The sequence below is a fragment of the Gelidibacter japonicus genome, assembly GCF_010725055.1.
GTDB classification, from domain to species: Bacteria; Bacteroidota; Bacteroidia; order Flavobacteriales; family Flavobacteriaceae; genus Gelidibacter; species Gelidibacter japonicus.
On the sequence record NZ_BJKB01000013.1, the window covers coordinates 44,357 to 60,141 of the forward strand.

20 protein-coding genes are annotated in these 15,785 nt (G+C 37.9%); 3 read left to right on the forward strand and 17 right to left on the reverse strand.

Annotation, left to right across the window (positions count from 1 at the left end):
- Positions 1–4: 4 nt before the first annotated feature.
- From ypfJ to G6N06_RS13525, 13 genes are all read right to left on the reverse strand, one after another.
- The gene (gene ypfJ, locus G6N06_RS13465; protein ID WP_163517278.1) at positions 5–868 is read right to left on the reverse strand and encodes a KPN_02809 family neutral zinc metallopeptidase; all 864 of its coding nucleotides are present in this window, start codon (positions 866–868) and stop codon (positions 5–7) included.
- Between the two features lie 49 nt (positions 869–917).
- Positions 918–1,325 (reverse strand): PaaI family thioesterase, encoded by a 408-nt coding sequence (locus tag G6N06_RS13470; RefSeq protein ID WP_163517279.1) that lies wholly within the window; start codon positions 1,323–1,325, stop codon positions 918–920.
- Between the two features lie 57 nt (positions 1,326–1,382).
- Positions 1,383–1,754, reverse strand: a complete 372-nt coding sequence (locus tag G6N06_RS13475) for a four helix bundle protein (protein WP_163517280.1) — start codon at positions 1,752–1,754, stop codon at positions 1,383–1,385.
- Positions 1,755–1,783: 29 nt separating this feature from the next.
- On the reverse strand, positions 1,784–2,986 hold the full coding sequence (locus G6N06_RS13480; protein WP_163517384.1) for a 3-hydroxyacyl-CoA dehydrogenase NAD-binding domain-containing protein: 1,203 nt from the start codon (positions 2,984–2,986) through the stop codon (positions 1,784–1,786).
- A 57-nt stretch (positions 2,987–3,043) separates the two neighbouring features.
- The gene (locus tag G6N06_RS13485; RefSeq protein WP_163517282.1) at positions 3,044–3,406 is read right to left on the reverse strand and encodes a four helix bundle protein; all 363 of its coding nucleotides are present in this window, start codon (positions 3,404–3,406) and stop codon (positions 3,044–3,046) included.
- 280 nt (positions 3,407–3,686) lie between these two features.
- The gene (locus G6N06_RS13490; protein WP_163517284.1) at positions 3,687–4,466 is read right to left on the reverse strand and encodes an enoyl-CoA hydratase-related protein; all 780 of its coding nucleotides are present in this window, start codon (positions 4,464–4,466) and stop codon (positions 3,687–3,689) included.
- A 92-nt stretch (positions 4,467–4,558) separates the two neighbouring features.
- Positions 4,559–5,059 (reverse strand): 1,2-phenylacetyl-CoA epoxidase subunit PaaD, encoded by a 501-nt coding sequence (gene paaD, locus G6N06_RS13495; RefSeq protein ID WP_163517285.1) that lies wholly within the window; start codon positions 5,057–5,059, stop codon positions 4,559–4,561.
- Positions 5,060–5,145: 86 nt separating this feature from the next.
- The gene (paaC, locus tag G6N06_RS13500) at positions 5,146–5,898 is read right to left on the reverse strand and encodes a 1,2-phenylacetyl-CoA epoxidase subunit PaaC (RefSeq protein ID WP_163517286.1); all 753 of its coding nucleotides are present in this window, start codon (positions 5,896–5,898) and stop codon (positions 5,146–5,148) included.
- Positions 5,899–5,998: 100 nt separating this feature from the next.
- Positions 5,999–6,349 carry a four helix bundle protein gene (locus G6N06_RS13505; protein ID WP_163517287.1) on the reverse strand — a complete coding sequence of 117 codons (351 nt, stop codon included), beginning with the start codon at positions 6,347–6,349 and terminating at the stop codon, positions 5,999–6,001.
- A gap of 60 nt (positions 6,350–6,409) precedes the next feature.
- The gene (gene paaB / locus G6N06_RS13510) at positions 6,410–6,700 is read right to left on the reverse strand and encodes a 1,2-phenylacetyl-CoA epoxidase subunit PaaB (RefSeq protein ID WP_027125816.1); all 291 of its coding nucleotides are present in this window, start codon (positions 6,698–6,700) and stop codon (positions 6,410–6,412) included.
- A gap of 59 nt (positions 6,701–6,759) precedes the next feature.
- On the reverse strand, positions 6,760–7,716 hold the full coding sequence (paaA, locus tag G6N06_RS13515) for a 1,2-phenylacetyl-CoA epoxidase subunit PaaA (RefSeq protein ID WP_163517289.1): 957 nt from the start codon (positions 7,714–7,716) through the stop codon (positions 6,760–6,762).
- 149 nt (positions 7,717–7,865) lie between these two features.
- Entirely contained in the window at positions 7,866–8,939 is a 1,074-nt protein-coding gene (paaE, locus tag G6N06_RS13520) for a 1,2-phenylacetyl-CoA epoxidase subunit PaaE (RefSeq protein ID WP_163517290.1), read from the reverse strand.
- A 178-nt stretch (positions 8,940–9,117) separates the two neighbouring features.
- Entirely contained in the window at positions 9,118–9,690 is a 573-nt protein-coding gene (locus G6N06_RS13525; protein ID WP_240338071.1) for a TetR/AcrR family transcriptional regulator, read from the reverse strand.
- Positions 9,691–9,765: 75 nt separating this feature from the next.
- Here G6N06_RS13525 and G6N06_RS13530 point away from each other — a divergent pair, with 75 nt between their 5' ends.
- Complete coding sequence (locus tag G6N06_RS13530) at positions 9,766–10,071, forward strand: rhodanese-like domain-containing protein (RefSeq protein WP_163517292.1); 306 nt, start codon at positions 9,766–9,768, stop codon at positions 10,069–10,071.
- Here G6N06_RS13530 and G6N06_RS13535 read toward each other — a convergent pair.
- The 3 genes from G6N06_RS13535 to gldB form a co-directional block, all read right to left on the reverse strand.
- The gene (locus G6N06_RS13535) at positions 10,066–10,677 is read right to left on the reverse strand and encodes a DUF4230 domain-containing protein (protein WP_163517293.1); all 612 of its coding nucleotides are present in this window, start codon (positions 10,675–10,677) and stop codon (positions 10,066–10,068) included. The genes G6N06_RS13530 and G6N06_RS13535 overlap by 6 nt on opposite strands.
- An 82-nt stretch (positions 10,678–10,759) precedes the next feature.
- Positions 10,760–11,095, reverse strand: coding sequence for a gliding motility protein GldC (gldC, locus tag G6N06_RS13540; protein ID WP_163517294.1), 336 nt, complete (start codon positions 11,093–11,095; stop codon positions 10,760–10,762).
- Positions 11,095–12,054 (reverse strand): gliding motility lipoprotein GldB, encoded by a 960-nt coding sequence (gldB, locus tag G6N06_RS13545; protein WP_163517295.1) that lies wholly within the window; start codon positions 12,052–12,054, stop codon positions 11,095–11,097. The genes gldC and gldB overlap by 1 nt, the downstream gene beginning before the upstream one ends.
- A gap of 94 nt (positions 12,055–12,148) precedes the next feature.
- On the opposite strand from gldB, the gene nadE reads away from it, so the two are divergent.
- Both nadE and G6N06_RS13555 read left to right on the forward strand, forming a co-directional pair.
- Positions 12,149–12,937, forward strand: a complete 789-nt coding sequence (gene nadE / locus G6N06_RS13550) for an NAD(+) synthase (RefSeq protein ID WP_163517296.1) — start codon at positions 12,149–12,151, stop codon at positions 12,935–12,937.
- 152 nt (positions 12,938–13,089) lie between these two features.
- On the forward strand, positions 13,090–13,719 hold the full coding sequence (locus G6N06_RS13555) for a response regulator transcription factor (RefSeq protein ID WP_163517297.1): 630 nt from the start codon (positions 13,090–13,092) through the stop codon (positions 13,717–13,719).
- On the opposite strand, the gene dnaG is transcribed toward G6N06_RS13555, so the two are convergent.
- Positions 13,716–15,683 (reverse strand): DNA primase, encoded by a 1,968-nt coding sequence (dnaG, locus tag G6N06_RS13560; RefSeq protein ID WP_163517385.1) that lies wholly within the window; start codon positions 15,681–15,683, stop codon positions 13,716–13,718. The genes G6N06_RS13555 and dnaG overlap by 4 nt on opposite strands.
- Positions 15,684–15,785: the final 102 nt, after the last annotated feature.

Below are 15,785 nucleotides of genomic sequence, written 5' to 3' on the forward strand. Positions count from 1 at the left end.
TAATTTAATTCAGTATTTCCGAAAACGTATCGCCCTGTCTGATGTCGCCAGTTTTATACCCTTTCATAAACCAATGCATGCGTTGCTCGGAAGTACCATGGGTAAAGCTATCTGGTTGCACGCTACCTTGCGTTCGTTTTTGAATGGCATCATCACCTACTGCATTTGCAGCACTTAAAGCTTCTTCAATGTCGCCTTCTTCCAAATATTCTCTATTGTGATGCGCCCAAACACCTGCGTAAAAATCGGCTTGCAGTTCTTGTGCTACTGAAAGCTGATTGGCTTGTGCCGCACTGGATTGTTGTTGCATCTGCCTTACCTTTTGAGAAGTGCCGAGTAAGGTCTGAACATGGTGGCCAACTTCGTGAGCCGTGACGTAAGCAATGGCAAAATCGCCGCCTTTCGCTCCAAATCGTGTTTTTAATTCATCAAAAAACACCAAGTCCATATAAAGTTTATGATCGGCTGGACAATAAAAAGGACCTGAGGCAGAGCTGGCATTTCCACAGCCACTTCTTACAGCATCTGTAAACAATACCATTCCTGGTTCTTGATAATCGCCAAGATTATTCTCCTTGAAAATTTGGTTCCAAACATCTTCGGTATCTGCTAAAAGTGTAGCAGCAAAAGCGCCCATCTCTTTCTCCTTTGCAGTTAATTCTCTTTGCTCTCCTGGTTCTGATACGGATCGCGACTGATTGACCTGCTCAAGGATTGGTGCCAATTGCTGTCCCGTTTCACCTCCAAACAGCTGAAGTAAGACGACCACGATAGCTATTAAGCCACCGCCCGCAGCTAATTTGCCTTTGTTGGACATGCCACGACGGTCTTCCAAATTCCCACTCTGTCTTCTACCTTTCCATTTCATATGTTTTAGTGTTTAAAATTATTAGTTATTAAATTTAAAACATTCTTATTTATTCTTCCCAATCTTTATTGGTTCTATATACGATACCTTTAAAAAGAGCGACCGATTCATCACCTCGTTTAACCTCGATGATATTAAATCCTAATTTGTTTTTCACCTTCTCAATTACGGATTCTGCCACTATATAATCGCCTTCATTTAATGCTTCGATATGATTGATACTCGTTTCAATGGAAACTGCGTATTTACCATGCGTATTGGCCGCAAATCCGAAAGCAGTGTCTGCTAATGAATAACTGATGCCACCGTGGGCCTTTCCCATGCTATTTAGCATTTCTTTTCTGATGGTCATTCCGACCTTACATCGTCCTATTTCACATTCTAAAATCTCAATGCCGAGGTAGGTGCTGTAGGCATCGAGAGCGAGCATTTTGTAAGGTATGAGGTTTCCGTCCATTTAGTGATGAGTTTTGTAGAGGTGAGAGGTGAGTGAAATCATACGATTTATCACAATTCAGCTCTTATTGTTTAAGTGTCTTCTCAAAGCAGATATCATTTTTGATATTTCAGTAACCATTTTTCTATTTTCTTCTTCCTCCTGAAAAGTTATGTAACCTCTAAGTCGTTCTTTAGTTGAAACAGCCACACATTCATGAGCGCTGTCCCAAGCCATCTTTAGATATCTGTTGAAATTCGTGTCTGTACTCCCTGAACCTTCAGCAATATTAAAAGCTATAGAGTCTGCAGCTCTAATAAATTGAGATGATAATCTATACATTTCGTGTTTGGGAAATGAATCAATTTGTTTATTAACTAATTCACCAAAAGCTATGGCTTTTTGATAAACTTGTAAATCCTCAAATTTGAAATAATAATTACTTTTCATTTTAATATTCTAATGTTTCTTTCTCACCTCTAACCTCGAACCTCTAACCTCGAACCTCTCACTTCTAAAAAATTAGTCTTTTTCTCTTTCATTTTTCTTAAAAGCGGGCTACACCGATACCTATCCTCATGATATTCATTATATAATTCATCCATTTTTGAAACGCACCACTCGATGCTTTTTTCATCGGCCCACGCCAATAAGCCTTTAGGATAGTTGACACCTTTGGTCATTGCATTATCGATGTCTTCTGCGGAAGCAATGTTCATGAATAACGCATCTGCGGCTTCATTGATAAGCATAACCAAAACGCGGTCGAAAATTTTTTGGGCTAATCCTTCGTTATGAGATTTATTAGACTCAGTCGGAATAATCATAGCGCCATTTTCATCATAATCGTAATAACCCTTTCCTGATTTTCGACCTAAATAACCGGCTTCTGCAAAACGTTTCTGCGTAAAGGCTGGCTTGTATCTCGGATCGAAATAAAAGGCAGTAAATACGGTTTCTGTTACTGTATAATTAACGTCGTTTCCAATAAAATCCATTAATTCGAAAGGTCCCATTCTGAAACCTCCTAAAGTTTTCAAACTCTTATCGATGGTTGCGAAATCAGCAATACCCTCTTCGTATATTCTTAAAGCTTCGCCATAAAAGGGTCTGGCCACACGATTGACTATAAATCCGGGAGTGTCTTTTGCAACGGCAACGACTTTTTTCCAATCGGATATAATTTTCTTCGATGTCTCTAAAACTTCTTTTGAGGTTTGTATCGCCGGAATCACTTCAACCAATTGCATCAATGGGGCTGGATTGAAAAAATGGATCCCAATACAACGTTCTGGTTTTTTTAAGGATGCGGCAATAGAAGCAATAGACAAACTTGACGTATTGGAGGCTATAATACAGTCTTTTGAAACATAGGTTTCCAATTCTGATAACACTTTCTTCTTGATGTCCAGATTTTCAACAATGGCTTCAATGGTTAAATCGGAGTCTGATAGGTCTTTTAAATTATCAACGTAGGAAATGTTGTTTTGAATTCGAGATTTTTCGTTAGCATCAATGCGATCTTTTTCAATCAATCGTGACAATATTTTTTCCAAAGCTGCTTTTGCCTTGTCCAATGCAGATTGATTGGTATCGTACAATTTTACTTTGCAGCCCGATGTTGCAGCTACTTGTGCGATGCCACTTCCCATGGTTCCTGAGCCGATAATTCCTATTTGCATTATTGAAGATTGTTGATTGGAAATTGTTGATTTTTGAAGTTTGGCTCCACACATAATTTAAGATTTCAACTTTAATGATGCCGTTTTTATGCTAACTACAAAAATCGAAATCAATTCATTATTTTCCTTTATCAACTTATCCAACGCATTTATATCAGTAATTAAATTGGCTCCTTTTTGAATCTTCATGTTGATTAATGATTCCCTTAACTCCTTTAAGCAAATTTTAATCTTATGAATAAAATCTCTAGCTGACGCTCCGCCTTGAGCCTCCCCATAATTCAAAGCGGCTGAAGTTGCCGATCTTATAAGTTGTTTGGCTAAATGTTCTGCAGCAAATGAATTATCTACTTTTTTACAAATCAAAATAACATCAATTGCAAACTGAATAAGTCGCTCTTCTAATTGGTTCGGTTTCATAATTTTATAATTAAACTGTCAATGATTTTAAAATTAACATTTCTAACTTCTACAATCTTAAATCAACAATAGTCAATACTTCTTTCTCAGTATTTAGGATTGTTGATTGAAAATTGTTGTTTTTTGAAGTTTTGCCTCATAATAAGTTATCGGCCTCCTTTTTATGCAAATTCATATGGTACGAGAACCCCGGTAATGTTTTTTTAATAAAACTCTCCATTTATGCAAAAATATCACTTCAAAAATCTTAAATCGACATTCAACAATCTACAATATATATTTATTTACCCTTGAAATTCGGTTTTCTTTTTTCAACGAATGCAGCAACTCCTTCGGCGTAATCTTCGGTTTGTGCTGCTTCAATTTGAAATTTAGATTCCATTGCTAACTGGGCTTCCAAATCGTTGGTCATGGAAGTATTGAATAATTCCTTGATCATTCCCAAAGCTTTTGTAGGCATATTGGCAAGTTTTAATGCCAATTCATTAACCTCTTGTTCAAAACTCTCCAAAGGCAAAACCTTATAAAGCATTCCCATTTTGTCAGCTTCTTCTGCCGATACTTTATCGCCAAGCATAGCCAATGCCAATGCTTTTTGGAATCCGATAAGTCTTGGTAAAAAGAAAGTTCCTGCACTATCGGGCACCAAACCGATGAGGCTAAAGGCTTGGATGAAACTGACCTTTTCATGAGCTACAACTATATCACAAGCCAAGGCAATATTTGCTCCGGCTCCTGCCGCCACACCGTTGATTGCGCCAATGATTGGTTTTTTAATTGAGCGGATTCTTGTAATTATCGGATTGTAATGTTCTTCCAAGATCTTCTTAAACCCTGGATTTAATTCTGGCGAGGTCACTTCTTTCAAATCTTGACCCGCACAAAATGCCTTTCCGTTTCCAGTCAAAACGATGGCTCGAACCTCATCATTTTTCTCACAAGCATCAAGTGTGTCTTGTAACCGTAACGCCATTTCGCGATTAAAACTATTGAAGACTTCTGGGCGGTTGAGCGTGATATACGCTACACTATTTTTTATCTCTAATAATATTGAATTCATTTTATATGATTTTTTGATTGAAGATTAACGATTGTTGATTTTAGAAGTACTTCAAAAATCAACAATCTTCGATCTGCAATCGTTGATCCTTGCTACTTTAAACATTTAAAATAATCAAAGGGCTCTAAACAGTCATCGCATTGAAACTGTGCCTTACACGCTGTTGAACCAAATTGGCTCACCATTTTTGTGTTTGTTGAACCACATTGTGGACATTTTACCAGGCGTTTGCCATGGAGTAAAACATCTTTATCGGCTTCAGCACCCAAAGGAGCCGCGATGCCATAATCTTCCAATGCCTTTCTGCCTCTTGGTGTAATCCAATCGGTGGTCCAAGCTGGGGATAAAATCAATTCTATTTCCGATTTGTATCCTGCATCTTCTAAAGCTTTTTTAATGTCGTCACCAATAACATCCATGGCAGGACAACCACTATAGGTTGGTGTGATTTGAACTTTTACAATCTCATTTTGAATGACAGCAGTACGCACCACACCCATGTCCATAATGGAGAGGACTGGGATTTCCGGATCGGAAACTGCTTCCAGGATCGGGATTAATTTTGGGTCGATATTTTGTTCTGTTGTGACCATATTTTATTTCAGATTGAGGATTGTAGATTTATGATTTTCGAAGTACTTCTACAATCATAAATCGCAGTTCATCAATCAACAATTCTTTACCACTCCATATTTGGATAAGTACGTTGCATGTACTGCAGTTCCGCCAATAAAAACCCCATATGTTCGGTATGGATACCCATTTTCCCTCCTCTTTGGAAATATTTGGATTCTGGAACGGACAAGGTTGATTCTTCTAAAATCGTATTTACTTTTTCGTAATAAGCTGCTTTTAATTTGGTGACATCTACCCCGATGCCTTCTGAAACCATCGCTTTATCGGCTTCAGTTTGGTGGAACAATTCATCGGTATAGGTCCATAAATCGTTAATTGCCGCCTGCATACGCATTTGGCTCTCTTCAGTTCCGTCACCCAATCGCCTGATCCAGTCCGATGAAAATCGCTGATGGTAACTTACCTCTTTTATGCATTTTGTGGCGATTGCCGCCAAAGTCATGTCCTTACTTTTCTTCAACTCTGTTAAGAATAAAAAGTGATACACATCAAATAAAAAGTGACGTGCCATGGTATTAGCAAAATCAGTGTTGGGCTGTTCTACCAAAAGCACGTTGACATATTCACGTTCTTTCCGAAGCATGGCAATATCGTCTTCAGTTCGTCCATCACCTGCAATTTTGGCGGCATAATGATAATAGCTGCGTACTTGACCGAATAAATCCAAAGAAATATTGGTACAAGCAATGTCGGTTTCCAAACTTGGTCCGTGTCCACAAAGTTCACCCATGCGTTGCCCGAGGATTAGGGAATTGTCGGCTATGCCGAGGATGTATTGATAGAGATTATCTTTCATTTTAAAAAATTGAAGTTGAAATTGAAGTTGAAATTGAAGGGCTCCAATACATAATTTGTCCTTTTCGAATTGAAATCCGATTTAAATTTCAACTCCTTTTTTAATTAATGTTTTTAATTCTTGTAACTATTATTCTTATCAGTTGATCATTTTCATTCTTTAATCCAAATAAATCTTCATTTGAAAACAATTTAGCTTTAGATTGAATATTGAGGTTTCGTTGACTTTCTCTCAATTCTTTTAAGCAAATTCTTAACTTATTAATTTTGTCTGCATCTATTCCTACTCCCAAAACTTCTCCATAGTTTAAAGCTGATGAACATGAGGAACGAATGAGTTGTTTAGCCAAATAATCACTAGCATAAGACAACGGCTTTTTATCATATAATAAAATGATTGAAGCCGCAAAATCTTCTAAACGTTCGCATAAATCATATTTGTTCTCACTCATTTTTTCAATTTCATGCCCGTCCGGCAGGCGGGCAACTTCACGTTCAATTTCAAGTTCGTTTTACATATACTTCACCTCATCAGGCAACTCATAAAACGTTGGATGACGATAGACCTTATCTTTTGCAGGTTCAAACATTTCACCATTGTGCTCTGGATTGGAGGCGGTGATGTTTTTGGATTCTACGACCCATATACTGACACCTTCATTTCTTCTGGTGTAAACATCGCGTGCATTCTCCAAGGCCATGTCTGCATCTGCCGCGTGCAAACTGCCAAAATGACGATGTTCCAGTCCGTTTTTACTTCTTACGAAAACTTCCCATAAAGGCCAATTCTTTGTTGTTGTCATAGTTTGTGACTTCATATTATGTTTCAAACCTACAAGGTTCTAAAAACCTTGCAGGTTGGCTAAACTGCTTCTTTTTCTTTTCTTTCGGCTTTTTTCTCTGCGTATGCCATTGCTGCATCTCGCACCCATTCGCCACGTTCCCACGCACTAACTCTGGCTTTCAAACGCTCTTTGTTCATTGGTCCATGACCTTTGACCACCTGCCAAAATTCATCCCAATCAATTTCACCAAAGTCATAACTACCACGTTCTTCGTTCCATTTCAAATCGGGGTCGGGAATGGTCAAGCCAATCAAGTCTGCTTGTGGCACGGTTTGATCAATGAATTGCTGACGTAATTCGTCATTGGATTTACGTTTCAATTTCCATTTCATGGATTGTTCGGTATGGACTGATTCTGCATCTGTAGGACCCAGCATCATTAAACTTGGCCACCACCATCGGTTTAAGGCATCTTGTGCCATTTCCTTTTGCTCTGGAGTGCCGTTTGACAATTTTATCATGATTTCATAACCTTGACGTTGATGGAAACTTTCTTCCTTACATACACGCACCATCGCACGAGCGTAAGGTCCAAAAGAGGTACTGCACAATGGTACTTGATTGATAATGGCTGCGCCATCCACCAACCATCCAATGGCTCCAATATCAGCCCAAGTAATGGTTGGATAGTTGAAAATACTTGAATATTTTGCTCTTCCCGTGTGTAATTGCTCATACATTTCTTCACGTGAAATACCCAAGGTTTCAGTGGCAGAATAAAGATACAGACCATGGCCTGCTTCGTCTTGGACTTTCGCCAACAAAGCTACCTTCCGTCTTAAAGAAGGGGCCCGGGTGATCCAATTGCCTTCTGGAAGCATCCCTACAATTTCAGAATGCGCATGTTGCGACATTTGACGAATATGCGTCTGACGGTACTTTTCTGGCATCCAATCTTTCGGTTCGATTTTTTCGTCTCTTGCGATACGTTCTTCGAATTGTTTTTCTAAATTCCTAATTTGCTCTTCACTCATTTTAATAATTATTAGTGAATGGTTATTTACTTTGCTCAGACCTGGCAGGTTTTTAAAACCTGTGAGGTCTTGTCACGCTTTATGATCTCTTTATCCTGTTCTACAAGGGTAATCTTTAAACAAACTTAAACCTTGCAGGTTGGTGCCGACTAAACATCAAAATCCACCACAACCTTATCGCTTGTAGGGACAGCCTGACAGCTCAACACATAATTCTGTTCTACCTCCTTGTCAGCCAGCGCATAATTCTTTTTCATTTTGACTGAACCCTCTAAAACCTGGCATTTGCAGGTGCTACAAACGCCACCTTTACAAGCAAATGGCAAATCGGCCCCAGCAGACAAGGCACCATCGAGAATATTGTCAAAATCATTGTCCATGATAAAATGGAATTCTTTTCCGCCATCAATAATGGTTACTCGGGTACCCTCGATTTTTTGCTCAAGGACTTCTGCAATATGTTTGTTTTCTTCTTCAGAACTTCCTGTAAAAAATAATTCAAAATGGATTCTATCCTTAGGCATTCCTGCTGCTTCCAACTCATCACGAATTAAATAAATCATATCCTGAGGACCACAGATGAAAGCATGTTGCGTATCTGGAATATCTATAAAAGTTTTGGTCAACACAGCCAATTTTTCTTTGTCAAAACGTCCGTTCAAAAACGGAATATCACGCTGTTCCTTTGTTAAAAAATAAAAGACCTGAAACCTTCCAAAGAACTGATTTTTAAGTTGTTCGATTTCTTCTTTAAAGATAATGGATTTTACGGTTCTGTTCAAATAAAACAACTTAAAGGTGCTGTTTGGCTCCTCGTGCAAATGGGTTTTAATAATGGACATTAATGGCGTAATGCCACTTCCTGCGGCAAATGCGATATAATTATTACTCGCCTCAACATCAACATCAACCGTAAATTCACCATGTGGCACCATGACCTCAAGAGTATCACCCTTTTTTAATTCGTTGAATGCGAAATTCGAAAACACACCATTCCGTATGGTTTTAACAGCAACTTTCCATTCGTTGTCCAACGGACTTGAGCATAGCGAATAATTACGCCGAATGTCCTTACCATTGAACTCCTTGCGCAAAGTCAAATGTTGACCTTGGCGATATTTGAATTTATCCTTTAAGTCTTCAGGAACATCAAAAGCAATGACTACGCAATCTTTTGTTTCCTTATAAATATCTGCCACTTTGAGGTTGTGGAATTCTGCCATAATAGTGCCACGCCTGAAAGCGTGGTGTCTTATTGTTAGTAATAGGTAAACTGTTTAAAACTAAAAGAGTACAGCCTTTAAAGCGGCAAATTTTAAACCAGCCAGGTTTTGTTATTCTTGCAACTTACGGACTAACGCTTGTTAGTTTGAGCTACAAATTTACAAAATTTATTGTAAACTATTTGTTAATTCCATTGATGAGGAGGTCGCTCAGATTTTCGGCTAAAACTTTTGAATCTATTTCTTCTTTTTTCGGAATCCATAAATACAAGGAACGTAAAGTAGAAAGTATTGAAAACATGATCACTTCCGGGTTCTTGTTGACGACTTCATTGGAAGCAATCCCGTTTTTAATGATCTCTACGAAATCCTGCTCGTAGCTTTCACGTAATTTCAAATAATAAACCAGTTGTTCTTCCAAATGCATCCAATCATTGTTAAGCGATGCCATTCCGTAGGGATTCCTTGTAGTAATATCAACATGAAGAGCAACGATCATTTTCAATTTTTCGATCGCCTTTTCATCCAATTTTTTAATAACATCCATACCTTGGGTAAACTCTTCAGCCAAGGAAATAATGATGGCCTTTAAAATCTCCTGCTTTGAATTTATATGATTGTAAAGACTTGCTGCTTTCATTCCCATAGCCGTTGCCAAATCGCGCATGGTCACAGCGCTATATCCCTTTTCTTTAAAAAGTTTGGTGGCGGTGTTGATGATTTCATCCCTACGAGTGCCTTCTGTATTCAAGTTTCGAGGTTTTAAATTCAAAGATTATGAGTCTAGGTTTATTCAATATTTCGTAAATTTAAACAAAAGAAATTTATGGGAATTTTTGATTTTATATTCGGTATCAAAAAGAGACAAATTAATGAGCTTTTAGAAAAGGGCGCGATTATTCTGGATGTTAGGACTCAAAAAGAATGGGACAATGGACATATTAAACATGCAAGACACATTCCGTTGGATGAACTTAAAAATCGGATTGGAGAACTCAAGAAATTAAAGAAACCAGTAATTACCTGCTGTGCGAGTGGTGCCAGATCAGCAAAGGCCGCTGAATACTTGAATTTGAATAATATTATCGCCACCAATGGTGGTGGTTGGTTGAGTTTGAATAAGAAATTATAGTTTGATGTTCTGCAAATCGTCGGAAGATTTGATGGAATTGCCTTCATACTGCAGTGTCCAACCTAAAGAGCTGGTCAAGATATAGAATTTGGACAATTCGCTGATCAAACGATTTTGTGCATTGCTTTTTAAGTTGGATGCTTCAATCTTTTTCATCAATTGTGCTCTGACTTTGTCTTTGATTTTGTTGTAGTCTTCTGCTTTAAATGGATTCAAATAATCAGCGGTGATATCATAATACTCAAAATCCGGACTGATATTGATCTCTTCTTTTGGAATGCTTAAAATCTTGAGGGTTTTCGAAGCTTCATCCACTTCATATTCAATCTGACTCAAATCATAAGACACCGTCACGTCTGCATTGACTACTACCAGAGCCTTCTTTTCTACATTGACTAGGTTGGCAAAAATAGCTTTTGAGTTTTTATAGGTAAACACCTGACTGAAATGCCCTTCGGTGACGACCAATTTACTGACATTTCTGATCTGCTCTTGGATGAGAGCCGAATTTTCCTGTAAAGTCGTTTTATCCTTGTCATTGAAAACATAGCGATAGCCGAACAATACGACCATCACTAAAATTAAAATGTACAGGAGTTTGCGCATTGTTTATTTGTTATTGATTCAAACCTACAAGGTTTTAGAAACCTTGCAGGTTGATTTTTGAAAACTGGCAGGTTTATATCTCTTATTTATTGAGTTCTAATTTTTCGGCAAAATAATCGCAGAAATCCATCATGGTTGCGGACATTTTCTCATCTTCTGTGGCACGCTGGAATGTATTACTCATTTCGACCAAGGTCTGATGGAAAAAAACTTTCATTTCATCTACGGGCATATCTTTTGTCCAAAGATCGATACGCAAAGTTTCTTGCGCTTCACTATCCCAAACTGAAAGCATCATGGCTTTGGCTTCTTCGTTGTCGATACCGCCATCTGGCGCTGTCCAACTCAGTTTTTCAGGCACGCGGTTTTCATCCAATTCAACGTGCAATTCAATGGTTGATTTTATAGTTTTTGACATTATTTTCGTGGTTTAAATTTAGAATTATTAAAAATTTCATCAGCATCCTTTTGCAGCATCTCCATAAACGGAACATCATTATTTTTCATATAAGATCTTACTATCTGCCATCCGATATACTGACCTAGTTTACCTGGCGACTCGCTGTCAAGTTCTAAATAAAATTTAGAAAAAGGTGCATCAGCAATAAAGCGTCCAGCCAAACTATTATCTGTACTGAACAAAAGTTCCCGTTCGATAAAATAGCGCCAGATTTCACTTTCATTTGCTTCAGCCCACTCCAATTGCTCTTCAGAATACCCAATCTTTTCAGCATCTGATTTGAATGGAATCATTTTATCCTTAAAATATAACTGCTTCCCAAAGTAGATCATATCATCCAAAAGGGTTTTGGGTTTATTTTGTAAGATATAACCCTCCGAATAATTAGCCGCTAAATCGCTCACAATTTGAGAACGCTTCATATTTAAAGTCAAGAACCGTTGTATACCTTCATAAAAGTGGTGGTCAGAACCTAAATAGGTATCTAATGAAATCAGCACAATGGTATCGGTTACAATAGTTTTGTTTCTATAATCAACATCTGATGTTACCGTAATAACCCGAGGCACCTTAAACGTTTTGTCGTAATATTTTAAATGCTGGAATAGCGATTCGATATCATCATGCACATCATCAAATTTAGCATAGGTTTTTTCCACCTCACCAGAGAGTTCTTTCTGCAGGGAATCATTAATACGGTCAATCCATATAGAATCAGGGATACGTTCTGAAAACAAAAAGGGATAATCCCGTTTCAACTTAGGTAAGTCGTCAGATTTGGCCTTCGAAAAATCCAAATCAAAACGCTCCACGTTCAGGTCTATATCAATTTTAGAAATTTCACTTTCTATCTGATCACTTTCTTTACAAGCGTTAAAAACCAACAGCAGGACTAATAGAAAACCAATATTCTTCATAGTTGTTTTAAACCTCTTAAATTTTTATTACTTAGACGATTGCTTTATTTTTGTGGTACAAAGGTAGTATTCTTTGTGTTAAATCTTCCAAAAAATGCAAACAGAAAAAGTTATTGACCACATAGTAAATTGGCTAAAAGATTACGCCAACAATGCCAAAGTAAATGGTTTTGTTATTGGTATTTCTGGCGGTATTGATTCGGCAGTGACCTCGATGTTATGCGCCAAGACAGGCTTGGATCTCTTATGCCTAGAAATGCCCATACATCAGCCAATAAACCATGTATCACGAGGGAAAGAACATATAAAACAATTAAAAGACAACTTTGCAAACGTAAAGAACACATTGGTGGATCTCACGCCAGTTTTTGACCAATTCAAAGCTGAAGTTTCTATTATTGACAATCAAGCTACTGTTGATATGGCACTTGCCAATACCCGGGCGCGATTGAGAATGACCACACTATATTACTACGCCGGACTGCATGGTTTATTGGTGGCGGGCACAGGAAATAAAATAGAAGATTTTGGGGTTGGCTTTTTTACAAAATATGGTGATGGTGGTGTAGATTTGAGCCCTATTGCCGATCTTACAAAATCGGAGGTATATGATCTCGCGAAAATGTTGGGTATTTCAAGTTCCATCATCAATGCGGTACCTAGTGACGGTTTGTTTGGCGATGATCGAAGTGATGAAGACCAAATAGGTGCCTCTTATCCTGAATTGGAATGGGCAATGAGCATGAAGGAAAACGGGAAAAAACTCGAGGATTTCGAAGGCAGAAAACGCGAAGTCTTTGAACTTTTCTCAAAACTTAACGCAAACAACCAACATAAAATGGTTCCAATTCCAATATGTGAAATACCCAAAAATTTAAAGTAATCTGCTGTTTTTATTGTGAAATTCATGGAATGTTGTCAAAATCAGTTGAATATCATGATTTTTTTCATACATTTACGTAACAAAACTCCACAATCTTAAACTTATCCTCTTAAGCGCATAGGTTTACTTAATTAACTAACAAACAACAAATTATGATCAAGGTATTGGTTGTGGACTATCATCCCATTGTAAGAGAAGGCTTGAAATTGCTTTTCGAATTAGATCCAGACATTGAAGTGGTCGGAACTGTGGGTACAGGTATTGAAATCTTTGAATTTATAAGACGGTATCCCGTAGATGTTATCATTTCTGAAATTGACCTTCCTGAACTTAATGGCATCACAGCCTTAAGAGCAATTAAAAAAGAGCATGAGAAAGTCAAAGTGATCATGTTCAGTTATCACCCAGAAGAAATCTATGCCATCAGCACCATTAAAGCAGGCGCTTCCGCATATATTTTAAAAACGGTAGATACACAAACTATTAGAGAAGCTATCATTAAAGTGCATAACGGAGAAATTTACCTAAGTGCCAACATGGAGAAACATTTACACTTTAATGATACCCGTAATTCAAAGAGCAAACTATACAAACGCTTATCCACACGGGAAGTTGAAGTTTTAAAATTGCTATCAACCGGAAAGAAAAACAAAGAAATTGCTTTGGAACTCGACATCAACGAAAAAACGGTCAGCACCTATAAGGCTAGACTTTTCAAAAAGTTGAATGTTACCAATCTGGTTGATTTAATCCATCAAGCGGAACATTTGGGCACAATTTAGTATTTTCCCCCAACCACTTTTCCCAATTTTTTGGACAAGAGTGTTTTTAATTTTAAATAATCTCGCACATCTTCCATTATTCCCATAGGATCGTTCTGTGGCTCAGCAATCTCTAACTTATATTCCATTACCTTTTGGTCGATTAAAAAGCATCTTAAACTCAAGATCGTTTGAGTAACCAATTGTGCAATAGATTGATCTTTATCCTTAGGAATAATATGGTTACGCTCCCAATCATGGAGACTATAACGTTCATCATTCATCAAAATAGTAGTCACCTCATTGGCCATTTGTTGATCAAGTCTGTTGATAAAGTCCTTCAATTGAAACTCCTTCGACTGATGCAATGCCTCAATAATGATATAATATAGATTTTGAAAGTGCTCATTGGAAAACTGCATTTCATCTTCCTGCAGATCCAGATAAATTTTTTCAAACACTTTGGCCTGATGAATTATTGGTTCCATTTTTAGTTCACCGGTCTCATCTTCCTTCATGACCAAATCCTCAAATTCTTCTGTTTCTTTACCATAAAGCAACAGGATTTCTATGATTTTCTGCTCCAATACATATTGATGGTTTACTTTTTTGGCTGGTTGTTCTGAGCGCACTACCTCAAAAGCCTTTTGCTCCGTTCTATGCTGTCTGTTGGCCTCTTGAGTTTCTTTTTTACCGATTTGTGCCAATGTACTGAACAAAACAGCTTCACTGATGTCCATGATACTGGAACATTCTTTTACGTAAATCTCCCGTTTAATCGGGTCAGGGATCTTTGAAATGCTATTGACAATTTCTCGAATAGTATCTGCCTTTTTTATGGGATCGTTTTTGGCTTCTTCTACTAACAAAGAAGCTTTAAACTGAATAAAGTCTTTCGCATGATCCTCAAGATAGGATGCAAGCTCTTCCGGTGTGTTTTGTCTCGCAAAACTATCTGGATCGGCACCGTTTGGAAAGGAGCATACTTTGACATTCATGCCCTGTTCAAGAATCAAGTCAATACCTCTGACCGCCGCACGAACACCCGCAGCATCACCATCAAAAAGTACGGTGATGTTTTTGGTTAAACGATTGATCAGACGGATCTGTTCCGGTGTTAAAGCCGTACCGGATGATGACACGACATTTTTTATTCCAGATTGATGAAATTGGATGACATCCGTATACCCTTCTACCAAATAGCAATTATCTTCTTTGGCGATGGATTGTTTGGCATGGAACAAACCATACAAAACTTTACTTTTATGATAGACCTCACTTTCTGGAGAATTTAGATATTTAGCGGCCTTTTTATCGGCACCCAAAATTCGGCCTCCAAAGCCTAAGATCCGTCCACTCATACTGTGGATGGGGAACATGACCCGGCCTTTAAACCGATCAAATCGTTTCTGGTCCTTGACAATGGTCAGCCCCGTCTTTTCAAGGAATTCGAGTTGGTATCCATTTTTCAAAGCTTCGTCAGTAAACGCTTGCCATTCATCCAAGGAATAGCCCAAACTAAAGGTTTTGATGGTGTCTATTGTAAAACCACGCTCCTTAAAATAACTGAGTCCAATCGCTTTACCAGGGTCTGTTTTGTGCAGTATTTTTTGAAAATACGTGTTCGCAAACTCATTGACCAAATAAAGACTTTCCCTTTCATTGGCAACCTCCTTTTGCTCATTGGTCTGCTCGGTTTTTTCAATCTCAATATTGTATTTTTTGGCAAGATATTTAATAGCTTCAGGATAGGTGAAGTGTTCGTGTTCCATGAGAAACGTTACTGCATTCCCCCCTTTGCCACTACTAAAATCCTTCCATATCTGTTTTACAGGGCTGACCATAAAACTTGGTGAACGTTCGTCGCTAAACGGGCTCAAACCCTTGAAATTGCTTCCTGATTTTTTGAGGTTGACAAAATCGCCAATGACCTCCTCAACTCGGGCGGCTTCAAATACTCGGTCTATGGTAGATCTTGAAATCAAAGTTGCAGATGTAATTTTTTGTAAAAATAGCACAAAGAAAGCAAACATTTAAGGAATGTATGATTTGAGTTTTTTGTAAAAACAATCTAAAACAAATCCGGT

What these genes read in the sequence shown, in the direction of transcription:
- ypfJ (WP_163517278.1), bottom strand. Translation starts at nt 868, where the DNA reads ATGAAATGGAAAGGTAGAAGACAGAGTGGGAATTTGGAAGACCGTCGT.
- G6N06_RS13470 (WP_163517279.1), bottom strand. Translation starts at nt 1,325, where the DNA reads ATGGACGGAAACCTCATACCTTACAAAATGCTCGCTCTCGATGCCTAC.
- G6N06_RS13475 (WP_163517280.1), bottom strand. Translation starts at nt 1,754, where the DNA reads ATGAAAAGTAATTATTATTTCAAATTTGAGGATTTACAAGTTTATCAA.
- G6N06_RS13480 (WP_163517384.1), bottom strand. Translation starts at nt 2,986, where the DNA reads ATGCAAATAGGAATTATCGGCTCAGGAACCATGGGAAGTGGCATCGCA.
- G6N06_RS13485 (WP_163517282.1), bottom strand. Translation starts at nt 3,406, where the DNA reads ATGAAACCGAACCAATTAGAAGAGCGACTTATTCAGTTTGCAATTGAT.
- G6N06_RS13490 (WP_163517284.1), bottom strand. Translation starts at nt 4,466, where the DNA reads ATGAATTCAATATTATTAGAGATAAAAAATAGTGTAGCGTATATCACG.
- paaD (WP_163517285.1), bottom strand. Translation starts at nt 5,059, where the DNA reads ATGGTCACAACAGAACAAAATATCGACCCAAAATTAATCCCGATCCTG.
- paaC (WP_163517286.1), bottom strand. Translation starts at nt 5,898, where the DNA reads ATGAAAGATAATCTCTATCAATACATCCTCGGCATAGCCGACAATTCC.
- G6N06_RS13505 (WP_163517287.1), bottom strand. Translation starts at nt 6,349, where the DNA reads ATGAGTGAGAACAAATATGATTTATGCGAACGTTTAGAAGATTTTGCG.
- paaB (WP_027125816.1), bottom strand. Translation starts at nt 6,700, where the DNA reads ATGACAACAACAAAGAATTGGCCTTTATGGGAAGTTTTCGTAAGAAGT.
- paaA (WP_163517289.1), bottom strand. Translation starts at nt 7,716, where the DNA reads ATGAGTGAAGAGCAAATTAGGAATTTAGAAAAACAATTCGAAGAACGT.
- paaE (WP_163517290.1), bottom strand. Translation starts at nt 8,939, where the DNA reads ATGGCAGAATTCCACAACCTCAAAGTGGCAGATATTTATAAGGAAACA.
- G6N06_RS13530 (WP_163517292.1), top strand. Translation starts at nt 9,766, where the DNA reads ATGGGAATTTTTGATTTTATATTCGGTATCAAAAAGAGACAAATTAAT.
- G6N06_RS13535 (WP_163517293.1), bottom strand. Translation starts at nt 10,677, where the DNA reads ATGCGCAAACTCCTGTACATTTTAATTTTAGTGATGGTCGTATTGTTC.
- gldC (WP_163517294.1), bottom strand. Translation starts at nt 11,095, where the DNA reads ATGTCAAAAACTATAAAATCAACCATTGAATTGCACGTTGAATTGGAT.
- gldB (WP_163517295.1), bottom strand. Translation starts at nt 12,054, where the DNA reads ATGAAGAATATTGGTTTTCTATTAGTCCTGCTGTTGGTTTTTAACGCT.
- nadE (WP_163517296.1), top strand. Translation starts at nt 12,149, where the DNA reads ATGCAAACAGAAAAAGTTATTGACCACATAGTAAATTGGCTAAAAGAT.
- G6N06_RS13555 (WP_163517297.1), top strand. Translation starts at nt 13,090, where the DNA reads ATGATCAAGGTATTGGTTGTGGACTATCATCCCATTGTAAGAGAAGGC.